At 63.4% G+C, this 19519-nt stretch carries 16 protein-coding genes and 1 tRNA gene; 8 read left to right on the forward strand and 9 right to left on the reverse strand.

The annotated features are described in order from the left end of the window. Positions 1-61: 61 nt before the first annotated feature. The 5 genes from BXE_RS14585 to BXE_RS14605 all read right to left on the reverse strand — a co-directional run bounded on the left by BXE_RS14585 (position 62) and on the right by BXE_RS14605 (position 7056). A complete protein-coding gene (locus tag BXE_RS14585; RefSeq protein ID WP_011489050.1) occupies positions 62-1348 on the reverse strand; it encodes a TRAP transporter large permease in 1287 nt (428 codons plus the stop codon). Between the two features lie 5 nt (positions 1349-1353). Further along, positions 1354-1869 carry a TRAP transporter small permease gene (locus BXE_RS14590; RefSeq protein WP_011489051.1) on the reverse strand — a complete coding sequence of 172 codons (516 nt, stop codon included), beginning with the start codon at positions 1867-1869 and terminating at the stop codon, positions 1354-1356. A gap of 30 nt (positions 1870-1899) precedes the next feature. Beyond that, positions 1900-2934 carry a TRAP transporter substrate-binding protein gene (locus tag BXE_RS14595; protein ID WP_011489052.1) on the reverse strand — a complete coding sequence of 345 codons (1035 nt, stop codon included), beginning with the start codon at positions 2932-2934 and terminating at the stop codon, positions 1900-1902. Between the two features lie 74 nt (positions 2935-3008). Further along, the gene (locus BXE_RS14600; RefSeq protein ID WP_011489053.1) at positions 3009-4991 is read right to left on the reverse strand and encodes a hydantoinase B/oxoprolinase family protein; all 1983 of its coding nucleotides are present in this window, start codon (positions 4989-4991) and stop codon (positions 3009-3011) included. A gap of 1 nt (position 4992) precedes the next feature. After that, a complete protein-coding gene (locus BXE_RS14605; RefSeq protein WP_011489054.1) occupies positions 4993-7056 on the reverse strand; it encodes a hydantoinase/oxoprolinase family protein in 2064 nt (687 codons plus the stop codon). A 360-nt stretch (positions 7057-7416) separates the two neighbouring features. On the opposite strand from BXE_RS14605, the gene BXE_RS14610 reads away from it, so the two are divergent. Next, on the forward strand, positions 7417-8766 hold the full coding sequence (locus BXE_RS14610) for a PLP-dependent aminotransferase family protein (RefSeq protein WP_011489055.1): 1350 nt from the start codon (positions 7417-7419) through the stop codon (positions 8764-8766). A 100-nt stretch (positions 8767-8866) separates the two neighbouring features. On the opposite strand, the gene BXE_RS14615 is transcribed toward BXE_RS14610, so the two are convergent. Further along, positions 8867-9982, reverse strand: a complete 1116-nt coding sequence (locus tag BXE_RS14615) for a porin (protein ID WP_011489056.1) — start codon at positions 9980-9982, stop codon at positions 8867-8869. A gap of 517 nt (positions 9983-10499) precedes the next feature. Continuing rightward, a tRNA-Leu gene (locus BXE_RS14620) sits at positions 10500-10584 on the reverse strand. A 181-nt stretch (positions 10585-10765) separates the two neighbouring features. Between BXE_RS14620 and BXE_RS14625 the strand changes: the two genes are divergently transcribed. From BXE_RS14625 to BXE_RS14650, 6 genes are all read left to right on the forward strand, one after another. After that, positions 10766-11809, forward strand: coding sequence for a LacI family DNA-binding transcriptional regulator (locus BXE_RS14625; protein WP_011489058.1), 1044 nt, complete (start codon positions 10766-10768; stop codon positions 11807-11809). A gap of 472 nt (positions 11810-12281) precedes the next feature. Then, positions 12282-13331 (forward strand): ABC transporter substrate-binding protein, encoded by a 1050-nt coding sequence (locus BXE_RS14630; protein WP_011489059.1) that lies wholly within the window; start codon positions 12282-12284, stop codon positions 13329-13331. After that, positions 13328-14152, forward strand: a complete 825-nt coding sequence (locus tag BXE_RS14635; protein ID WP_011489060.1) for an ABC transporter permease — start codon at positions 13328-13330, stop codon at positions 14150-14152. Before BXE_RS14630 ends, BXE_RS14635 begins: the two co-directional genes overlap by 4 nt. 107 nt (positions 14153-14259) lie before the next feature. Next, on the forward strand, positions 14260-15162 hold the full coding sequence (locus tag BXE_RS14640; protein WP_011489061.1) for an ABC transporter permease: 903 nt from the start codon (positions 14260-14262) through the stop codon (positions 15160-15162). Next, the gene (locus BXE_RS14645; protein ID WP_011489062.1) at positions 15159-16217 is read left to right on the forward strand and encodes an ABC transporter ATP-binding protein; all 1059 of its coding nucleotides are present in this window, start codon (positions 15159-15161) and stop codon (positions 16215-16217) included. Before BXE_RS14640 ends, BXE_RS14645 begins: the two co-directional genes overlap by 4 nt. A gap of 45 nt (positions 16218-16262) precedes the next feature. After that, positions 16263-17090, forward strand: coding sequence for a phosphodiesterase (locus BXE_RS14650; RefSeq protein WP_011489063.1), 828 nt, complete (start codon positions 16263-16265; stop codon positions 17088-17090). Between the two features lie 10 nt (positions 17091-17100). Here BXE_RS14650 and BXE_RS14655 read toward each other — a convergent pair whose 3' ends face one another. Further along, positions 17101-17586, reverse strand: coding sequence for a DUF2569 domain-containing protein (locus BXE_RS14655; protein ID WP_011489064.1), 486 nt, complete (start codon positions 17584-17586; stop codon positions 17101-17103). Positions 17587-17845: 259 nt separating this feature from the next. Here BXE_RS14655 and BXE_RS14660 point away from each other — a divergent pair, with 259 nt between their 5' ends. Further along, a complete protein-coding gene (locus tag BXE_RS14660; RefSeq protein ID WP_011489065.1) occupies positions 17846-19048 on the forward strand; it encodes an MFS transporter in 1203 nt (400 codons plus the stop codon). Between the two features lie 28 nt (positions 19049-19076). Here the strand turns inward: BXE_RS14660 and BXE_RS14665 are convergent, their stop codons facing one another. Then, positions 19077-19505, reverse strand: coding sequence for a response regulator (locus BXE_RS14665; protein WP_038458683.1), 429 nt, complete (start codon positions 19503-19505; stop codon positions 19077-19079). Positions 19506-19519 lie beyond the last annotated feature (14 nt).

Genomic DNA, 19519 nt, shown 5'->3' on the forward strand with positions numbered 1-19519 from the left:
AAAAAATGCGTAATACGTTTTTCCGACTATTCGCGCCCTCGCCTGCGCGCAGACAACAGGATCAGGAAGGCGCGCCCATCACCAGATCAGGCAGCCACGTCGATAGCGAAGGAATCAGCGCCACGACGATCAGGACGACGAGCAGCGGAATCAGCAGAGGCAGCACTGCCATCGTGACGCGTTCCAGCGACACATTGGACACGCGCGTCACGACAAAGAGGCCTACACCCATTGGCGGATGCGCGATGCCGAGTGCGAGAGCGAGCGTCATCACCACGCCGAACTGCACGCGGTCGATGCCGAACTGGTCGATTACCGGCAGCAGCACCGGCACGAGAATCAGCTTGGCCGGCGCGCTTTCGATAAAGCAGCCGATGAAGAGCAGGAATGCGACGAGCAGCAGCATCAGGACCGTCGGCGATTGCGTGAGCGTCAGCACGAGCGCTGCCAGATGCTGCGGCGCCTGCTGGATGGCCAGCACCCAGCTCATGAAATGCGAGAACCCGATGATCACCATGATCAGGGCCGTGACAGAAACCGTGTCGTTGATCGCTTGCCAGACTTTCTTCAGGTTGATGGAGCGGTACGCGAAACCGAGCAGCATCGAATAGACCGAAGCGAGAATGCCCGCTTCGCCAACCGTCGTATAGCCGCCCATCGTGCCGATCAGAATGATCGCCGGTGCGCCGAGCGCGGGCAGGCCGGCGATGACGGTACGCACCGCGAGGTCGAACGGCATGGCTTCCTCTCGCGGATAACCCCGCCTGCCGGCAATGATGCGATTGCACACCATCAGTGAAATCGCCAGCAACGTGGCGGGCACGATGCCCGCCATGAACATGCGGGCCACCGACGCATTGGCCATTGACGCGTACACAATGAACGCAATCGACGGCGGCATGATCGGCGCCATGACCGACGACGCGACGGATACGGCAGCGGCGAATTCAGCAGGGTAGCCGCGCTCGCGCATGGCTTTCACTTCGATCGCCCCGAGTCCCGCGATGTCGGCGAGCGCCGAGCCCGAAATGCCGGAGAAGATGGCGGCCGCAATCACGCTGACCTGCGCAAGGCCGCCCCGAAAACGCCCCACGAGCACGAGAGCCAGCGAGAAGATCCGGTCGGTCACGCCCACCGCGTTCATCAGGTTGCCCGCGAGAATGAAAAACGGAATCGACATCATCGACGGGCTGTCGATGCCTTCGAGCATCTGTTGCGGCAACACATAAAGCGCATCGGTGAAGCCGCTCATCGCGAATACGGAGAGCGCCGACGCGCCGATCGCCATCGTCACCGGCACGCCGAGGGCCATCAGGCCGATGAAAAGCACGAACAGGAAGGCGGGCATTGCGTTCACTCCTGCCAGGCGATTGCCGCGCCCGGCGACAGGCGCCGCGCAGCGAGATGATAGAGATCGAGCGACGCATCGAGCGCGATCAGCCCGACGACAAGGAACAGCAGCAGCGCTTCGTCGTACTTTGGAATGCCGACCAGATCGATCACGCCCTGTTGCAACTCGACGATCTTCGGCGCCTGCCAGAGGATCGTCCCCGCCACGAGCAGCACCACGACATCCCTTATCAGGCGAACGAACATGCGCCCCGCACCACCGAGTTTGTTCACGAAGTACTCGATGCAGATATCGCGCCGCGTGCGATGAATGACATAGAAGCCCGCAAAGCACATCCACACGAAGAGCACTTCCGACCACCCCGTGAACGACGCGATTTCCTGATGATGGGTAATACGCAGTCCGAGATTGCACAGGCTCAGTGCAACGATGCCGAGCATCAGCAGGCCGGCGACCACCCGCAAGACACTGCAGAAAAAATCCAGCAGCCGGTCGATGTAACCCGTGAGCCTGTGCATATCATCCTTCTCCCACTAATCTTGACCGTGCTACTGACCTGACGCCGATGCCGTCGTCACGTTCGACTGCACCGACTGCACCGCAGCGAGAAAGCCCTTCGGCAAGGTGCCGGCTGTCGAGCGCGCGTCGTACAGCGTGCGCGCCTGCTGCACGATCGGCTTCGTGTCGAGCACGGTGAACTGCACGCCGCTCTTCTTCATCTTGTCGATGGCCGTTTCGGTGAAGCTCTTTTCCAGTTCCGCCGCGTACGCGCTGCTCTCGGCATAGGCGCGGTCCACAGCGCTCTTCTCGGCCGGCGAGAGCGCCGCATACGCCTTGTGGTTGACGAAGAACGCAACGCTCTGCCAGTACTCGTCGGTGCGTGCAACATACTTGGCCACCTCGGTCACCTTGATGCTTTCGAGCTGGGAAATCGGACTCGTCATCGCGTCGATCATGTGACGGTCGAGGCCGTCGTACACTGCGGACCAGTCCAGCACCTGCACACTCGCGCCGAGTCTCGTCCACACGTCGACGCTCAGCTTGTCCTTCGCAAGGCGCAGCTTCAGACCGCCGATGTCGGCGAGGCTGTGCACCGGCTTCGTCGACACGAGCACGCGATACGGGCCGCGCATGAATTGCGACGGATCGCCGAGAATATCCACGCCTGCCTTGTCATGAATCTGGCCCACCCATCCCTTCACGACGTCGGAGTGCATGAAGTTGACCCACTGTGCGCGGCTCTGGAACAGAAACGGCGAGCTGACGTACTGCACGTCGGGTACCCATTTCGACGCATCCGCAAGCGCGTCCGGAAACACCTGGATCAATCCGCCGCTGATCTGTTCGAGCATGGCACTCGCGCTGCCGAGTTGCGAGGCCGGAAAGATCGTTATCTTCAGCTGATCGTTCGAGTACTTCGCCACGAGATCGGCGAAACGCTGATACGCCTTGCCTTCGGGGCTATCGGCCTGCTGATCGGTAGCCATGCGCCACGTGTCCTGCGCGGACGCCGGCAACGCGGCAAGGGAGGACAGCACGAAAGCGATCGCTGCAACGCCGGTACGACAGGTTTTCTTCAGCATTTCTCTCTCACCCAAAACAGGTTGTCTCGCGGACCTGATGCAACTCTCGCGTCGCACGCAGCCCATCCCTTGGTTCAATGCAATACGTTCGGGCCCGACAGCTTCACGGCCTCCTCGTCGAGCACGCGTTCGAGCGTCCCGGGCGTCACGGTCCCGCCCGCAGTGGTCAGGCGCTGGCGCACGGCATCCACCAGCAGTTGCCGATGCGCCTGCGGACGATTCAATGCGGACGTGGCGAATTGCGCGCGTACGTGGTCAGGCCAGATGCCGTCGTACGCGTCGCGCTCCGGGCCCATCGTGAAGACAGGCGGCGACGTCGAAGAACGGCGCGCGGCGCGCAGCGTCTCGGTGCCGCTGCGATCGATCGAACCGTCCAGCGCGAAGGCCACGCCATAGTCGCGCGTCGCCGCTTCGGCCGACAGCATCTCGCGCCGCAGATCGCTTTCGATCGCCGCGAGGTCGCGCTCGAGCGGGTCGCCAAATCCGCCGCCCGCCGGTGTCACGAGCCGGATCACGTCGTCACGCTTGAGTTTGAGTACGGTCACGCGTTCAAGCACCTGTTCGCCCGGCGTGCCTGGATTGATCGTGACCTCGGCGAGCCGTCCCGGATGGCCGCCGGCAACGCCCCACGGCCGGAACGCAAAGCGGTTCATGCCGCGAATCGTCATCGTTGCTTCGGCGTCGGTGTTTTCCATTTCCATCACGAGCGCCGCGCCGCTGCGATAGCGGCCCGCCGAATAGCTGTCTTTCAGCAGACGATTGGCGCGCACGAACAGCATCGTTTCCACTTCGATGATTTCGGTCGGCACGCTGCGTAGATAACCGGAGCGCGAGTCGATTGCATCGACGCCATCGCATACCGAGCGTCCACCCCCGCCTCCGCAAAGCGGGTTGATCACGCTCACCTGCCGCTTGCCGGTACGCGGATCGCGCGCACTGAGCACGATCACCGCCGACATGCCGGGCCCCGCCGCCGAGAGACCGCCGGCGACCGCCTGTTGCAGGCAGCCAAGCATCGTGTCGTAGACGCGCGTGCTGGCCGCGACGCGCGAGCCGCCCGCCGCCGGAAACTCCGCATTGATGACGGTGCCGCGCGGCGCGTGCATGGCGATGGGCCGCAGCAGGCCCGCATTGCGCGGCGCGTCGGGTTCCACCGTCAACAGGTAATAAAGAAACGCCTGCACCGTGTAAGGATGCGTGCGCGCGCCGCTCACGTAGTTGTACGCGGCCGGAATCTGCGGATCGGTGCCGGTGAAATCGAAGCCGAGGCTATCGCCCTTCACCTTCATCGACGTACGGATATAGGTGTGCTGGCCGGGTTCGAGTCCCTCCAGATAGTCGCCGAACTCGTATACGCCGTCCGGTATCGACGCGATCACGCCGCGCGCCTTGGCCTCCGCGAAGTCCAGCACGTCCTGCATGCCCTCTTCGACGACGTCCGCGCCGTAGGCATCGCACAACTGCCTGAATCTGCGGTCCATACTTTGTAATGCGGACAGCATCGCTTTCAGGTCACCCCATAGATCATCCGGAATCCGGCTGTTGTCGAGAAAGAGAGTGCGCACGTCTTCATTGAGCACGCCCGCCTTGTAGAGCTTCACGGGGCGGATGCGCAGCCCTTCCTGAAACACTTCGGTGAAGGCCGGCGAAATACTGCCCGGCACGGCGCCGCCAATGTCGGATGCGTGAACGAAGCCCCACGCAAACGCCATTAGGCGCCCACCAAAAAAAATCGGGCGGAGCATCGTCACATCCATCATGTGGGTGACGAGTCCGTCAGTGGAGAACGGGTCGTTGGTGAGGAAACAGTCGCCCTCCTCGATCCCGATCTCCAGCAGCCGTTCGACGGTTGCCTGCAGCGGCAGGCCGATGAAAGAATTCACCCCGCTCTGACCCGGATACGCGAAGATCTCGCCGGCCGCCGTCGCGATCGCGCACTGGTAGTCCTGCACGAGTTTGACGAAGGTCGTGTGCGCCGTCCGGTACATGATCGCCGAAGCTTCCTCGACGATTGCCGTGAAACGGTTGTTCATTACTGCGGTACGGACCGCGTCCATCTCAAGACTCCTTCTCAAGCAGGATGTTGCCGTGGGCATCGACGGTCGCCCGGTAGTGTGGTGGCACCAGAATCGTCGTGTCGTGCTGTTCGATGATCGCGACGCCCACGAGCGTGTCGCCGGTGCGCAGTCGCTCGCGGGCATAGACGCCGCACGCGGCCTGCGTGGCGCCCGCTATATGCAACGTCCGTGCGCCGCTGCGGGCTCCGTCGGCGGCGCCTGCGACCGGTGCGCTTTGCTGCGTGCCGGATACGCCGGCAGACGGCATCGGCAGCTTGCCGCGAATACGCAGGCGCAATTCGGTCAATTCCACCGGCGCCGCCGGATCGGCGTGCGCATAGAGACGCTCGTGCTGGCGGTGGAATTCGTCTTCGATCGCCGCGACGTCGCCACGGGCGATGGCCACCGGCGGTACGTTCACTATCAGCTGGAATGACTGGCCGCGATATCGCGCTTCCGCGCGCTGCTCGATCTCGACCTCGCGCAGACTCACGCCGACGTCCTGGCTCGCGAGCCATTCACGCGCACTCTGTTCGAGGCCGGCGAATTCGCGCTGGATCAGGGCGCCGTCCACTGTCACGCCCTGCACGCTCTTCACGGCGTCGTGCGTGAGGCCGGCGACCAGGCCGCCATATGCGCAGAACACCGAAGGCATGCCCGGCACCAGCACGCGCCCGATGCCCAGTTCCGTCGCCAGCAGCGGGCCGTGCAGCGAGCCCGCGCCGCCGTAGACCACCAGCGTCACGTCGGCGGGATCGAGGCCATAGCGCGCCAGATACGGCAGCACGCTCGCCACCATGTTCGACGTCGCCACCGTGAGGCAGGCCTGCGCCGCGGACACGACGTCCATCTTCAATGCGTCGGCCACGGGCTGCATTGCGGCATGTGCGGCGTCGACGTCGAGCGTCATGCGTCCGCCGAGAAAATGCAGCGGATCGATGAAACCGCACAGCAGGTATGCGTCGGTCACCGTCGGCAGCGTGCCGCCGTGGCCGAAGCATGCCGGACCCGGACGCGCACCCGCGCTTTTCGGGCCGACCCGCAGCACTCCGCCGTCGATCCAGCAGACCGAGCCGCCGCCCGCGCCGATCGCTTCGATGCCGGTGACCGGCATCATCAGCGGGAAGTCGCCTACTTCGGCGTCGCCGGTGATCGACGGCTCGTTGTCCTGAATCAGCGAGAGATCGGTGCTCGTACCGCCCATGTCCATCGTCAACATGCAGCGCTCGTTCAGCGCGGCACCAAGGCTTTGCGCCGCCGTCACGCCGGAGGCCGGGCCCGACAGCAGCGTATGGACGGGCAATTCGCGCGCCTCGTCGGCAGAGAGTGCGCCGCCGTTCGACTGCATGATGAAGAGCTTCGCATTCGGCAGACGCGCGGCCAGCCAACGTTCGATCTCGCCGATGTAAGCGCTCATACGCGGCTTCACGTATGTGTTGAGCACCGCGACGATCGCCCGTTCGTACTCGCCGATCTTTGGCCAGATCTCGCTGGAGATCGACACGTTGCGCAAGCCCGTCGCTTCGATCACGGCCTTGCGTGCCGCGATTTCATGCGACGGATTGCGAAAGCTATGCAGGAAGGCAATCGCGATGCCTTCCACTCCCGCCTCTTTCGCTGCGTGCGCCGCATGCTTGACCGCGTCCAGGTCGAGCCGCGTGCGCATACGTCCATCCGATCCGCTCCGCTCCGGAATTTCAAACACGAGTTCGCGCGGAATCAGCGGGTCCACCCGGTTGCCGAACAGATCGATCGCGCGGCGCAAACGCAGTCGCTGCAATTCGAGGATGTCGCGAAAGCCCTCCGTCGTGAACAGTGCAATAGAGGGACCATTGCGCTCGATCACGGTGTTGGTGGCCACTGTCGTGCCGTGCACGACCACGATTTCCTCGTGCGTGTGCGGCTCCATCCGTTTCAGTATTTCATTGCAGCCCGACTTGAAGGCTTCGGCGAAATCCGGAGGTGTGGACGGCACTTTCAACGTTTCCACGCGCCCCTCGCCGCCTTCTCGCCAGGCCGCGAAATCGGTGAACGTACCGCCAATATCAACGCCAATCTTAAGCATTGCGACTCCGCCTCTCACCACCGCCTGGCTGCTGTTGCATGACAACTCCGAACGTGCATTGCATGTGGTATTTGCAAATGTGATGAACCCCGGCTCGTTCGCCGGTTAACCTGTTCGATAGCGACGGCGCGCACGTTGTCCGCTTTACGTCGGCAACGCGTGTCTACGCGTTGCCTTGCGCGGTACGTACACTCCGATTGTTAGCTGTCTTGTTCTTACGGCCCGCAAGCCTCAGGTCGCGCAGCGGGCACCCGACACAGCGGTAGCTGACAATCGAAGCGAAGCGTTATCGAATGAAAAACAGCTTATGTACATCAAAAAAAATGTACAATCGTTTTTTTGTTATTGAACATAAAGAAAATGATGACCCTCGAGACTCTTGTTGAACTCGTCACCGCCCGGACAATGCGAGGCATCGCGCTCGAAGTCGCGAACCTGATCCGCAACGGCACGATTCCAATCGGCTCGCAACTTCCGCCGGTCCGCGATCTGGCCGACGCGATGGGGGTGAGCCCCGCAACCATCTCCGGCGCATGGAAACAGTTGCGCACGTACCGGATGGTGAGCGGCAGCGGCCGCACGGGAACGTGGGTGCGCGGCGACCAGACCTCGCTACGTCCGGCGCGGTACGAGGACTTTGCGAACTACGGCGAGAACATCGTCGCGGACCTGCGTTTCGCGTCGCCCGATCCGCAGTTGCTGCCGGATATTCGCGAGGCCTTGTCGAAGGCACATCGTGTGAGTCATCTGAACAGCTATGTGCGCGACACCATTGCGCCGGAACTGGAAGAAGTGATAACGCAGGACTGGTCGTACGAAGGCTGCACGTTCACGGCCGTGAACGGCGGATACGACGGCCTGCACACCACGCTGCAAACCATCGTCGTGCCCGGCGCGACCGTCGCGATCGAGGATCCCACCGCGTTGCGGGTATTCGATATTCTGGAAAAGCTCGGCGCGCGCGTCGTGGGCGTAACGTGCGACGCAGAGGGACCGTTGCCTGAATCCCTCGCGGCCGCGCTGAATGAAAAACCGGCCGTGTTTCTTTTTCAGCCCGGCTCCCATGCACTCACCGGCGAACGCCTGAGCGCAAAGCGCCTCAAACAGCTCGGCGCATTGTTCAAGGACAACGACACGCTCATCATTGAACTGGACGGCCTTGCCGGTCTCGCGAGCCAACGGCCTCTGAGCCTCGGCAGTATGTACCCCGATCGCGTCGTGCATATCCGCACCATGTCGAAATCGCTGGGCACCGACTTCCGGCTTGCGGTGCTTTCGAGTTCAGGCAAATTCGCTGATCAGATTCAGGCATACCGCAACTTTCGCGAAGGCTGGACGAGCCGGATTCTGCAGGGCGCCGCTGCCCATCTGCTCACCACGCCCAAATCGTTGAAGGAGATCGAGCACGCGCGCAGCGTTTATGCACAACGCCGCGAAACGCTCGGGGCCGCGATGACCGAGCGTGGCCTGCCCGTTTCGGGCCGCGACGCGTTGTGCATCTGGCTGCCGGTGCCTGACGAGCAATTCGCCCTTATCACGCTCGCCGCGCGCGGGATCGCGGTGCAGCCGGGTTCCAGTTTTCAGGTCACACCGCGCCCCTTCATACGCGTGGCCACGAGCGCGAATATCACCGCGGACAACGCCGACGCGATCGCCGACGCGCTGGCTCACGCATCCCGCCGGGGCGAAGGCATGCTTTCGAGAGAATAGCCATGTCTGCATTGGACGGCTGCTTCTTCTCCAACGAAAACGCCGAGCCGTTGCGCGCGGCTCGGGGCTTTGTGGCGTGGGAATACCGAAGTTAGCCGCTTCAGAACTTGTGAGTGATGCCGAGGCGTGCGTCCATCTGCTTGTTGGTGAGCGACGGGTTCACGAACCATCCGAGTTCCGGATTGACCCCGGCAGATGCCTTGATATAGTCGCCGGACACATACACCGTGGTGCGTTTCGACAGATAGTACTGCACACCAGCCGACACCTGATTCCACGCATGACCCTGAAGTGCATCATGCTGGGCGCTTGCAATCAGCCCCCAGGCCGGCGTGGGGTTGTAGATCGCGCCCCCCTCGAATACATGCATGTATGAGGTCATGCCGTGGTAGCCCAACTCCGTGTTCGTGAAGTTGGCCATCACCGTCACCTTGCCGAACTTGTAACTTCCGCCGACTGCGAAGATGTTGTACTTGTTGAGCACGAAGGCGGTGTTCAGATCGGTTGCTTTCGTACTGGTGACCGTGGCGACTGCCTGCCCGAAGAATACCGGCGTGCCAAGCTGCCCATACGGATCGATCGATTTGCCCGGCAGCGAGGCCCAGGCCACCCCCAGGTGAAGCGGGCCGAAAATGTAGCTGCCACCCACTTCCCACGCACTGCCCGTGTGGAAGCTTCCAGGAACGTTGCTGAACGAGTACATGATGCCGCCCTTGAAGCCGCCAATTCTGGGCGATGTGTACTTGACGGCGTTAGGCAGGCGGTCGCACTCCATCCGGTCGATGTCGCCTTCGTGAATACCATATCCGCTCGCGTAGAAGCCGACGTTGTAATCGCACATGTAGTCCGAAATGATGTCGTACTGATCACCCGCAGTCACGGCGCCCCACTTCTGACTTTGCAGGCCAACCCACGCCTGGCGGCCGAAGATCGCGCCGCCGTTGCCTGTCGCACCCGTGTTGAGATTGAAGCCGCCTTCAAGGTCGAAGATCGCGGAAAGACCGCCGCCCAGGTCTTCCGTTCCCCTGAGCCCCCAGCGGTCTCCGTGCGCGATCCCGCTAGCCAAAGCGTTCGAGCTGTGCCCGCCAATGTTGGAAACGTACGTGTAGCCTTCGTCGATCAATCCATACAAAGCCACACTGCTCTGCGCGTGGGCGAGATCGGTTGCTGAAGCCAACCAGCCAAATGCGACGACTGCGCCAACCCAATTCTTCATTTCACGTTCCCCTGTAAATGTAGTATTCCTAACATATGAGTTTTGAGAAAAAACGCTTGTCACGTGCCTCGTCGCTACGGGAATCGACTCGTCGCCGCGCGGGAGCCGTGTATCGATTGAACGCAGCTTATGTTTTACAAAAAAAATGTACAATAATTTTTATGTTATTGAACATTAATCATGATTTGTGGCGCGGAACGCCTCTGCGAGGGTCCGCGCTTATCTGCGCAGCGGGTGTTGGCGCATGTCGCCAATCGTGGGAAGAAAGAGCGTGGTGCGCAGCCGCGGTGATGGATTGAGCAGGTCGGTTGCGGCGGCAAGCGTACGCACGCGGCAGTGCGTGGAGCCGACTGCCGCCTTTGTTCGTGGAATTTGTGGCAACCCCTAAACCTTACTGCCAGGAAAGGCGAGGAAAGGCGAGGAAAGGCGTGCGCCTCGTGCCGCGATCAGCCGGAAAAAACCTTACTGCGCAAGAAAGGGAGGGAGGGAGAAGAAGGAAATAAGCGGAAAGCTGGAGTGGTGCCGGGGACCGGACTTGAACCGGCAAGCTGTGAAGCGGCGGATTTTAAGTCCGCTATGTTTACCAATTTCATCACCCCGGCAGGGTCGGAACGCAGGTGGACGCGAATTCTACCATTTCACCGCGAGCGCTCCAACCCGGCGCGGCGCCGCCACGACATCCCGATCCCAGGCGCCGCACCGGCAAAAACCGAAGTCATCCGGGAGTCACAAACCTTCCTGATAATCCGCTCACGAAAACGTTTACGAGCCGAGCGGAAACTCATGACTCCGACGATCAAAGATGTCGCCGCCCACGCCGGATTCTCCATCGCCACGGTATCGCGCGCGATCAACGCGCCGCACACCGTCAACCCGGTCACGCTCGACAAAGTGCGTCAGTCCATCGACGCCCTGCACTTTCGCCCCAGCCCGCTCGGCCGCCAATTGCGCGGCGAACGCACGCGGCTGATCGGCGTCATCCTGCCGACGCTCGCCAATCCCGTATTCGCCGAATGCCTGCAAGGCATCGACGAACTCGCTTCGGCGCAAGGCTACCGGCTCATGCTGATGACCACGCAGTACGACGCCGAGCGCGAACGCCACGCTATCGAAACGCTGCGCGAACAGCGCGTGGAAGGCCTGATCCTGACGGTCGCCGACGCCGACACACATCCGCTGCTCGACGAACTCGACCGCGCAGGACTGCTGTACGTGCTGATGCATAACGACACGGTGCGCCGTCCATCGGTCGCGGTCGACAACCGTCTCGCCGCCTATGACGGCGTGCGCATGCTGATCGCCCACGGCCATCGCCACATTCTCATGCTCGCGGGCACGCTGGCCGCCTCCGACCGCGCGCGTCAGCGGCATCTCGGCTATTCGCAGGCAATGCAGCAAGCGGGCCTCATGCCGGCGCCCGCGCTCGAAGTCGATTTCAATGCGGAGGAACTCTCGCCCGCGGTGCTCGCCCATCTGACGAGCGGCCCGAATCGCCCCAGCGCGCTCTTCTGCAGCAACGACCTGCTGGCGATGGTGGTGATGCGCGGCCTGCGCCGCGCGCGTCTGCAGATTCCAAACGACATGTCGATTCTCGGTTTCGACGGCCTCGCAATGGGCGAACTGCTGTCGCCGCCGCTTGCCAGCATCTGCGCGCCGAATCGGGAAATCGGCTGCGCGGCCTGGCAGCGTTTGCTCGCGCGCGTGACCGGCAGTTACGAAGCGTTGAACGAAACGTCGCTCACGCTGACCTTGCCGCACAGCTTGCGCAAGGGCGCCACCATCGCGGCGATTTCGAACCGCAATGAGCCCTCGCGCGTGCTCGCCTGAACACGTTAGCTGCGCAATACGAATGACGCGCAAAATCAGGCAAAAAACCCGACGTTAAATAAAACGCCCTGATGACTGGCGCCCTGGCGTCCCGGCCGGACTATCGACCTTCAAATCTGCAGCATCCCGGGATTCCCTCGAAAAACATTCCACGACTGTTTAGCAGGACCGCAAACAGATAAGAGCAGCGCAGTCTTTGGAAGACCACGTCTTTTAGCGTTTCGATGCTCGACCCGAAGCACCCGTCCGTCTTCTTCATGACACTCTTTACACCCACGCCGTAACGGCAACGCACACGTCATAGCGTCGTCACATACGTTCCCGATAATCCGCTCGACGAAAACGTTTACATCCCGGACAGCACGGCATGCCCGCGCGGTCCGGAAGCCGCAAAACGTGACGTGCATTCCGTCCGTTCATTCGTACCCGACACAACCGCTGAAGCCACCTTGTCCATCTCTGGGAGATTGCAGTGACCCGTCGTTCCTCCACCGCTTTTGTTCGGGTGCGTCAGTTGGCGCGCGCCGCGTTTGCCGCATCGGCACTCGTATTGACTCTGGCCGCGCCGTCGCTCGCGCACGCCGACGAAACCGCGATCTGCTACAACTGCCCGCCCGAATGGGCCGACTGGGCAAGCCAGATCAAGGCGATCCAGCAGAAGACCGGCATTCGCGTGCCGTTCGACAACAAGAACTCCGGCCAGTCGATCGCCCAACTCATGGCCGAGCAGAAAAGCCCGGTCGCCGACGTGGTGTATCTCGGCGTTTCGTCGGCATTCCAGGCGAAGGACAAGGGCGTGATCCAGCCGTACAAGCCCGCGCATTGGGATGACATTCCCGCCAACATGAAAGACCCGCAGGGCTACTGGTTCTCGATTCATTCGGGCACGCTGGGCTTTTTCGTCAACAAGGACGCGCTCGAAGGCAAGCCCGTGCCGCGCTCGTGGGCCGACCTGCTTAGGCCCGAGTACAAAGGCATGATCGGCTACCTCGATCCGTCGAGCGCGTTCGCCGGCTATGCGGGCGCGGTCGCGGTGAATCAGGCGCTCGGCGGCACGCTCGACAACTTCGAGCCGGGCCTCGACTGGTTCCGCAAGCTCAAGGCCAATGCGCCGATCGTGCCGAAGCAGACCGCGTATGCCCGCGTGATGTCCGGTGAAATTCCGATCCTGCTCGACTACGATTTCGACGCCTATCGCGCGAAGTACAAGGATCACGCGAACGTCGAATTCGTGATTCCCAAGGAAGGCACGATCTCGGTGCCGTACGTAATGAGCCTCGTGAAGGGCGCGCCGCATGAAGCGAACGGCAAGAAGGTGCTAGATTTCGTGCTCTCCGACGAAGGCCAGAAGCTGTGGGCCGACGCCTATCTGCGTCCGGTCCGCGCGAATGCGATGACGCCGGAAACCGCCGCGAAATTCCTGCCCGCGAGCGACTACGCGCGTGCCAAACCGGTGGACTTCGGCAAGATGGCGGAGAAGCAGTCGAGCTTCGGCGAGCGTTATCTGCAGGTGATGCATTGACCGACGTCACGTTCCCGCTGCGCTGGCGCATCGCATTGATCGCGCCCGCGCTGGCGGTGTTCATCGCCTTCTGGCTGTTGCCGATGGGCGTGCTCGCGCAACTGAGTGGCGACGGCCACCCATTCGCCACCTATCGCGCGATGCTGACCAATCCGCGCTACATGTCGAGCCTCGGCGCGACGGTTCTGCTGTCCGCGGCAGTCACGGCGGCGACGCTGGTGCTCTCGGTGATCGCGGGTCTGCTGCTGGCGCGCCGCGAGTTTGCGTTGAAACGCACGCTGCTCGCCCTGCTCACGTTTCCGCTGGCATTTCCCGGCGTGGTGGTCGGTTTCATGGTCATCATGCTGGCGGGACGCCAGGGACTGATCGGCGCGCTCTCGCTGAAACTCACGGGCGACCGCTGGGTGTTCGCGTATTCGATGAGCGGGCTCTTTCTCGGCTATCTGTACTTCTCGATTCCGCGCGTGATCGTCACCGTGATGGCGTCGGCGACCAAGCTCGACGCGTCGCTCGAAGAAGCCGCGCGCTCGCTCGGCGCGTCGCCGTGGCGGATCATGCGCGACGTCGTGCTGCCCGCGCTCTCGCCGGGTCTGATCGCAGCGGGCGCCGTGTGCTTCGCCACCGCGATGGGCGCATTCGGCACCGCCTTCACACTTGCCACGGACATCGACGTGCTGCCGATGACCATCTACACCGAGTTCACCCTCAACGCGAACATGGTGACGGCCGCCGGGCTCTCGATCGTGCTCGGCCTGGTGACGTGGGCGGTCCTGGCGTTGGCGCGCAGCGTGAGCGGCTCGGCCGTGGCGGCAAGCGCATGAACCGCATGCCCGGAACCGGCGCTGACAGACCTGCTGAGAAGCCCGCTGGCAGCCCCGCTCCCGGCACTTCTGCCAAACCTGCGGCCAGCCCGGAAAACAGGACCTCAATGAACTCCATCGCCACGCCTTTACAGGCCGCCACGAAGCCGCGCTCGTGGCCGCGCCTGCCTTCCGCCAGAACGTGGCTCGCCACCGGCCAATGGCTCGTCACGCTGCTGCTGTGCGCGTTCCTGATCGTGCCTGTCGTCATGTCGATCATGGCGGGGCTGACGGTCAACTACTTCAAGGGCGTGTCGAGCGGACTCACGCTGCGCTGGCTCGCGGAAGTGTGGACGCAATATCACGGCTCGGTGTTTCTCTCGCTCGAAGTGGCGGCGGCGACCCTGGTCGTCACGCTGCTGACCGGCGTGCCCGCGGGTTACGTGCTCGCGCGCAGCAAGACGCGTCTTTCGCGCATCGTCGAAGAGTTTCTGGTGCTGCCGATCGCGCTGCCCGGTCTCGCGTCAGCGCTCGCGCTGCTGGTGGTCTACGGCGGCTTCACGATGTTCCGCATGAGCGCGGCGTTTATCGTGGTCGGCCATGTGGTGTTCACGCTGCCCTTCATGGTGCGCGCGGTCGCCGCCGTGTGCGCGAGCAGCGATCTGCGCACGCTCGAAGAAGGCGCGGCGAGTCTCGGCGCGAGCTTCCCGCAGCGCTTCCTGACGATCGTGCTGCCGAACGCGCGGCCCGGCATCGTGGCCGGCGCGCTGGCGGTGCTGACGCTCTCGATCGGCGAATTCAACCTCACGTGGATGCTGCACACGCCCGATACCAAAACGCTGCCGGTAGGTCTCGCCGACACCTACGCGTCGCTGCGCATCGAGATCGGCAGCGCCTACACGATTCTGTTTTTCATCATGACGATGCCCCTGCTCGTCGCGATGCAGTGGCTCGGCGTCGATGCGACCGGCCAGCGCAGCGCGGCGAAAAAGCGTGCTGCCGCCTCCCCTTCGAAGTCCACCCAGCCATGAAACTCGCTTCCGTTCCCGCTGCTGTACCCATTGCGCTGACGCAATGCGCGAAAACGTTTCGCGGCACGCGCGTGCTCGAACCGCTCGACCTGCATATCGGCGCCGGTGAAACGCTGGTGCTGCTCGGGCCGTCCGGCTGCGGCAAGACCACGACACTGCGCATGATCGCCGGGCTCGAAACACCGGACGCGGGCGGCCGCATCGCGTTCGGCGACGACGACGTCACCGCCCTGCCGATCGAAAAGCGCCAGGTCGGCATGGTGTTCCAGAGCTACGCGCTGTTTCCGAACCTGACGGTGCGCGGCAACATCGGCTATGGCCTGAAAATCAAACGTGTGCCGGCCGAAACCGTGCGCCAGCGCGTCGACGAATTGCTCGGCATGATGCGTCTGACCGCTCACGCGGACAAACCGATCGATCAGCTCTCGGGCGGCCAGCGCCAGCGTGTCGCGCTCGCTCGCGCGCTCGCGGTGCAGCCGCGCGTGCTGCTGCTGGACGAACCGCTCACGGCGCTCGACGCGCGTTTGCGCGACGCTTTGCGCAGCGAGATGAACACGCTGCTGCGCGAGCTGGGCATCACGACCGTGTACGTCACGCACGATCAGGCCGAAGCGATGGAACTGGGCGACCGCATCGTCGTGATGAGCGCGGGGCGCATCGAGCAGATCGGTTCGCCGCGCGAGATCTATTACCGCCCCGCCAACCGCACGGTCGCGCAGTTCGTCGGCACGATCAACCGGCTCGCGGGCGAGCGGCGCGACGGCATGCTGACGACCACCGGCGGCGCCGTGCCGCTGCCCGCAGGCTCTACCCACGCGAGCCAGGCACACGAAATTTTCTTCCGTCCCGAAGACGCTTATCTTGCCGACCCGGCTCATGCGCAATTGCGTGGCCATATCGAAAGCACCGCGTTTCTCGGCGAACGGACACGGCTGACGGTCGGCGGCGCCGCACCGGACGCGCTGCTGATCGACGTAGCCGGCCGGGTGGAATTGGCGCGCGGCACGCCGGTCGGCATTTCAATCGCGCAGGACGCGTTGATTGCGCTATCGTAATGAAGCCGCGCTGTTGTCATGGCGCGCTATAAAAAGGACATCCCCATGCTGCTGGCTCAAATTAGCGACCTGCATATCAAACGGCCCGGCGCGCTCGCTTACCGCCGCGTCGATACCGGCGCCTATCTCGCACGCTGCGTCGCCGCCCTGAATGCGCTCGAACCGCGTCCTGACGCGGTGATCATGACCGGCGACCTCGTCGATCAGGGCGATCCCGAACAGTACGAGCACCTGAAGACACTGCTTGCGCCGCTGGAAATTCCCTACTTCATGCTGGTCGGCAATCACGACGAACGCGCTGCGTTGCGCGCCGCGTTTCCCGATCGCAAGGAACTGGCGAGCGGTGGTGAGTTCGTGCAATACGCGGTCGATCTCGGAGCGCTGCGACTCATCGCGCTCGATTCAATGGTGCCGGGCCAAAGCGCGGGCGATCTATGCGACGCGCGGCTCGCCTGGCTCGCCGCTCAGCTCGATGCGGCCCAAGGCAAGCCGACCATCGTCGCGCTGCATCATCCGCCGTTCGTGTGCGGCATTGGGCATATGGACGAACTGCGGCTCGATCCCGCCGCCGCCGGCAGACTCGCGGCGTTGATCGCGCGCTATCCGAACGTGGAGCGGGTGATCTGCGGGCACGTGCACCGGCCCATGTTCGTGCGCTTTGGCGGCACGATCGCCTCCGCGGTGCCGGCGCCCGCGCATCAGGTCGCGCTCGATCTGCGCGAAGATGCGCCGTCCGCGTTCATGATGGAGCCGCCCGCCTATGCGCTGCATCACTACGATCCGGCAACCGGTATCGTCACGCATCATGCGTATGTGGATGCCGCCGATGGGCCGTATCCTTTTTACGAGCCCGAGGGCGATCTGATCGATTGACGCTCGCAGCTCACGCGCCGATGAAAGTCTCATGCACGCGCCGGGACGACCTGAAATACGGAATCCCGAGCGCGGCCGCAACGACCGCCTGCATGACGCCGTCGTACGGAACGGCAATGTCGATGCCAATGGCGTGCGTCATGTAATCGCCGAGCAGATATGCGCCGGTACGCATCACGACAATGGCGACGAGCCATGCTTGCACCTGCGCCACAAAGCGCGCCGATCTGCGCCACGCGAGCAGCGCCAGCCAACCCGCGCCAGCAACGATGAACGCGCCCGTCACCACGTCGCAGCCGACCATCGCGATCACGGCGCGATACCAGCCGTGCGTTTCGCGTCGTACGAATACGGCCAGCAGTTCCCATTCGAGCATCAGCTTGAGCGGATCGCGCATCGTAAGCGCCGTATGGAGCACCCAGGCGGCAAGGCAGGTCAAGGCGAGCAGCAGCCAGCCGCGGATGCGCAGAGATTCATGGCGAGTGGTCGAGGGCATGGAGTCGTTCTGATAGTCGTGTGGGTCGGATAGCCGGATAACCGGATAACGCGCGCCGATTCTACGAACGAAAACCGAACGACCATCTCATTTTGTTCGCGCGGCGTTTTCAAGCGGCGCTTTTGCAGTGACCCTGTTCATGCGAGCCGTATGCGGCGCTTTCTCGGCGCTCGCGGCCGTCAGCACGATCCGCCTCGCTCCGGTATGATCGGCACGCTTGAGGACCGCGCATGGGCCGGTCCGTCGACCGCCCTCTCTCATGTCCACTTCCAACGCGTCCACCCCCGCTTCCGCCGACCGGTCGCTGCGCGGCCTGCTGCTTCTGCTCGCCACCATCGCCGGCGTCGCGGTCGCGAACATCTATTACAACCAGCCGCTGCTCGACGACTTCCGCCAGTCGTTTCCGCATAGCGCGTCGTGGGTCGGCGCGGTGCCGGCCGTCACGCAACTCGGCTACGCGGCCGGCATGCTGCTGCTGGCGCCGCTCGGCGACCGCTTCGACCGGCGCCGTCTGATCCTGCTGCAGATCGTGGGAATCTGCGTCGCGCTGGTGGTGGCGACCGCGGCGCCGACGCTGTCCGTGCTGATCGTCGCGAGTCTCGCGATCGGGGTGCTGGCCACCATCGCGCAGCAAGCCGTGCCGTTCGCGGCGGAACTCGCGCCGCCGGCGGAACGCGGTCACGCGGTCGGCACGGTGATGAGCGGTTTGCTGCTGGGAATCCTGCTGGCGCGAACGGCCTCGGGTGTGATCGCCGAATATTTCGGCTGGCGCGCGGTATTCGGCGCGTCCGTGGTCGCGTTGCTGGTGCTGGCGGTCGTCATCATTCTGCGTCTGCCGAAGAGCCAGCCCACTTCGACGCTGCCCTACGGCAAGCTGCTGGTGTCGATGTGGCATCTGCTGGTCGAGCATCGCGCGCTGCGCGAAGCGTCGCTCACCGGCGCGGCCCTGTTCGCGGCGTTCAGCATTTTCTGGTCGGTGCTGGCTTTGCTGCTGGCCGGCGCGCCGTTTCATCTCGGGCCGCAGGCGGCCGGGTTGTTCGGTATCGTCGGCGCAGCAGGCGCGATGGCCGCGCCGCTCGCCGGCAAGTTCGCCGACAGGCGCGGACCGCGCGCCATCATCACCGTGTCGATCGTGCTGGTGGCGATTTCGTTTGTCGTATTCGGCGCATCGGCGAAAAGCATTGCGGGCCTGGTGGTCGGCGTGATCATTCTCGATATCGGCGTGCAGGCCGCGCAGATCTCCAATCAGTCGCGCATTTACGCACTCAAGCCGGACGCGCGCAGCCGCGTGAATACGGTGTACATGGTGGCGTATTTCATTGGCGGAGCGATCGGCTCCGGCGTGGGCGCGGCCGTGTGGCCGGCTTTCGGATGGCTCGGCGTGAGCGCTGCCGGGCTCGTGTTCGCCGGGCTGGCGGCGTGGAATCATCTGGCGCTTCCCGCTCGCGCCGCGAAGGTTTAGTCAGTCGTCCCTTGACTGCGCAGGGCGCTCATTTGCCGTTCCGCGCGTGCGCATAGTCGTGCAGCGCGTCGATCACCCGGTCGAACTCGAACGACTTGTCGTAAAAGTGGCGCACGCCATACTGCTCGCAGCGCTCGCGGTAGGCAGGCAGCGCATGATTGGTCAGGACCGCGGCGAACACCGTGTCGATCAACCCTTCCCGTTGCAGGTAGGCCAGTACCGGCACACCCGAACCCTGCTTCAACTGCAGGTCGACGATCACTGCGTCGAACGACTCGTCGCTCAACAGGGCGATCGCCTCGTCCGCCGAATCCGCATAGGCCGCCACCTTGAGCAGACCGGAGGCGTCGATCGCTTCCACCAGGCTTCGGCGAATCAGCGGCGAATCCTCGATCAGCAACACGCGCAATGGCGTGCGGCTGGCCGGCTCGGCAACAGGGTTGGATTCGCTGTTCATCGGCATATCTCGAT

The sequence above is a fragment of the Paraburkholderia xenovorans LB400 genome (genome assembly GCF_000013645.1).
In the GTDB taxonomy this organism is placed as follows: Bacteria; Pseudomonadota; Gammaproteobacteria; order Burkholderiales; family Burkholderiaceae; genus Paraburkholderia; species Paraburkholderia xenovorans.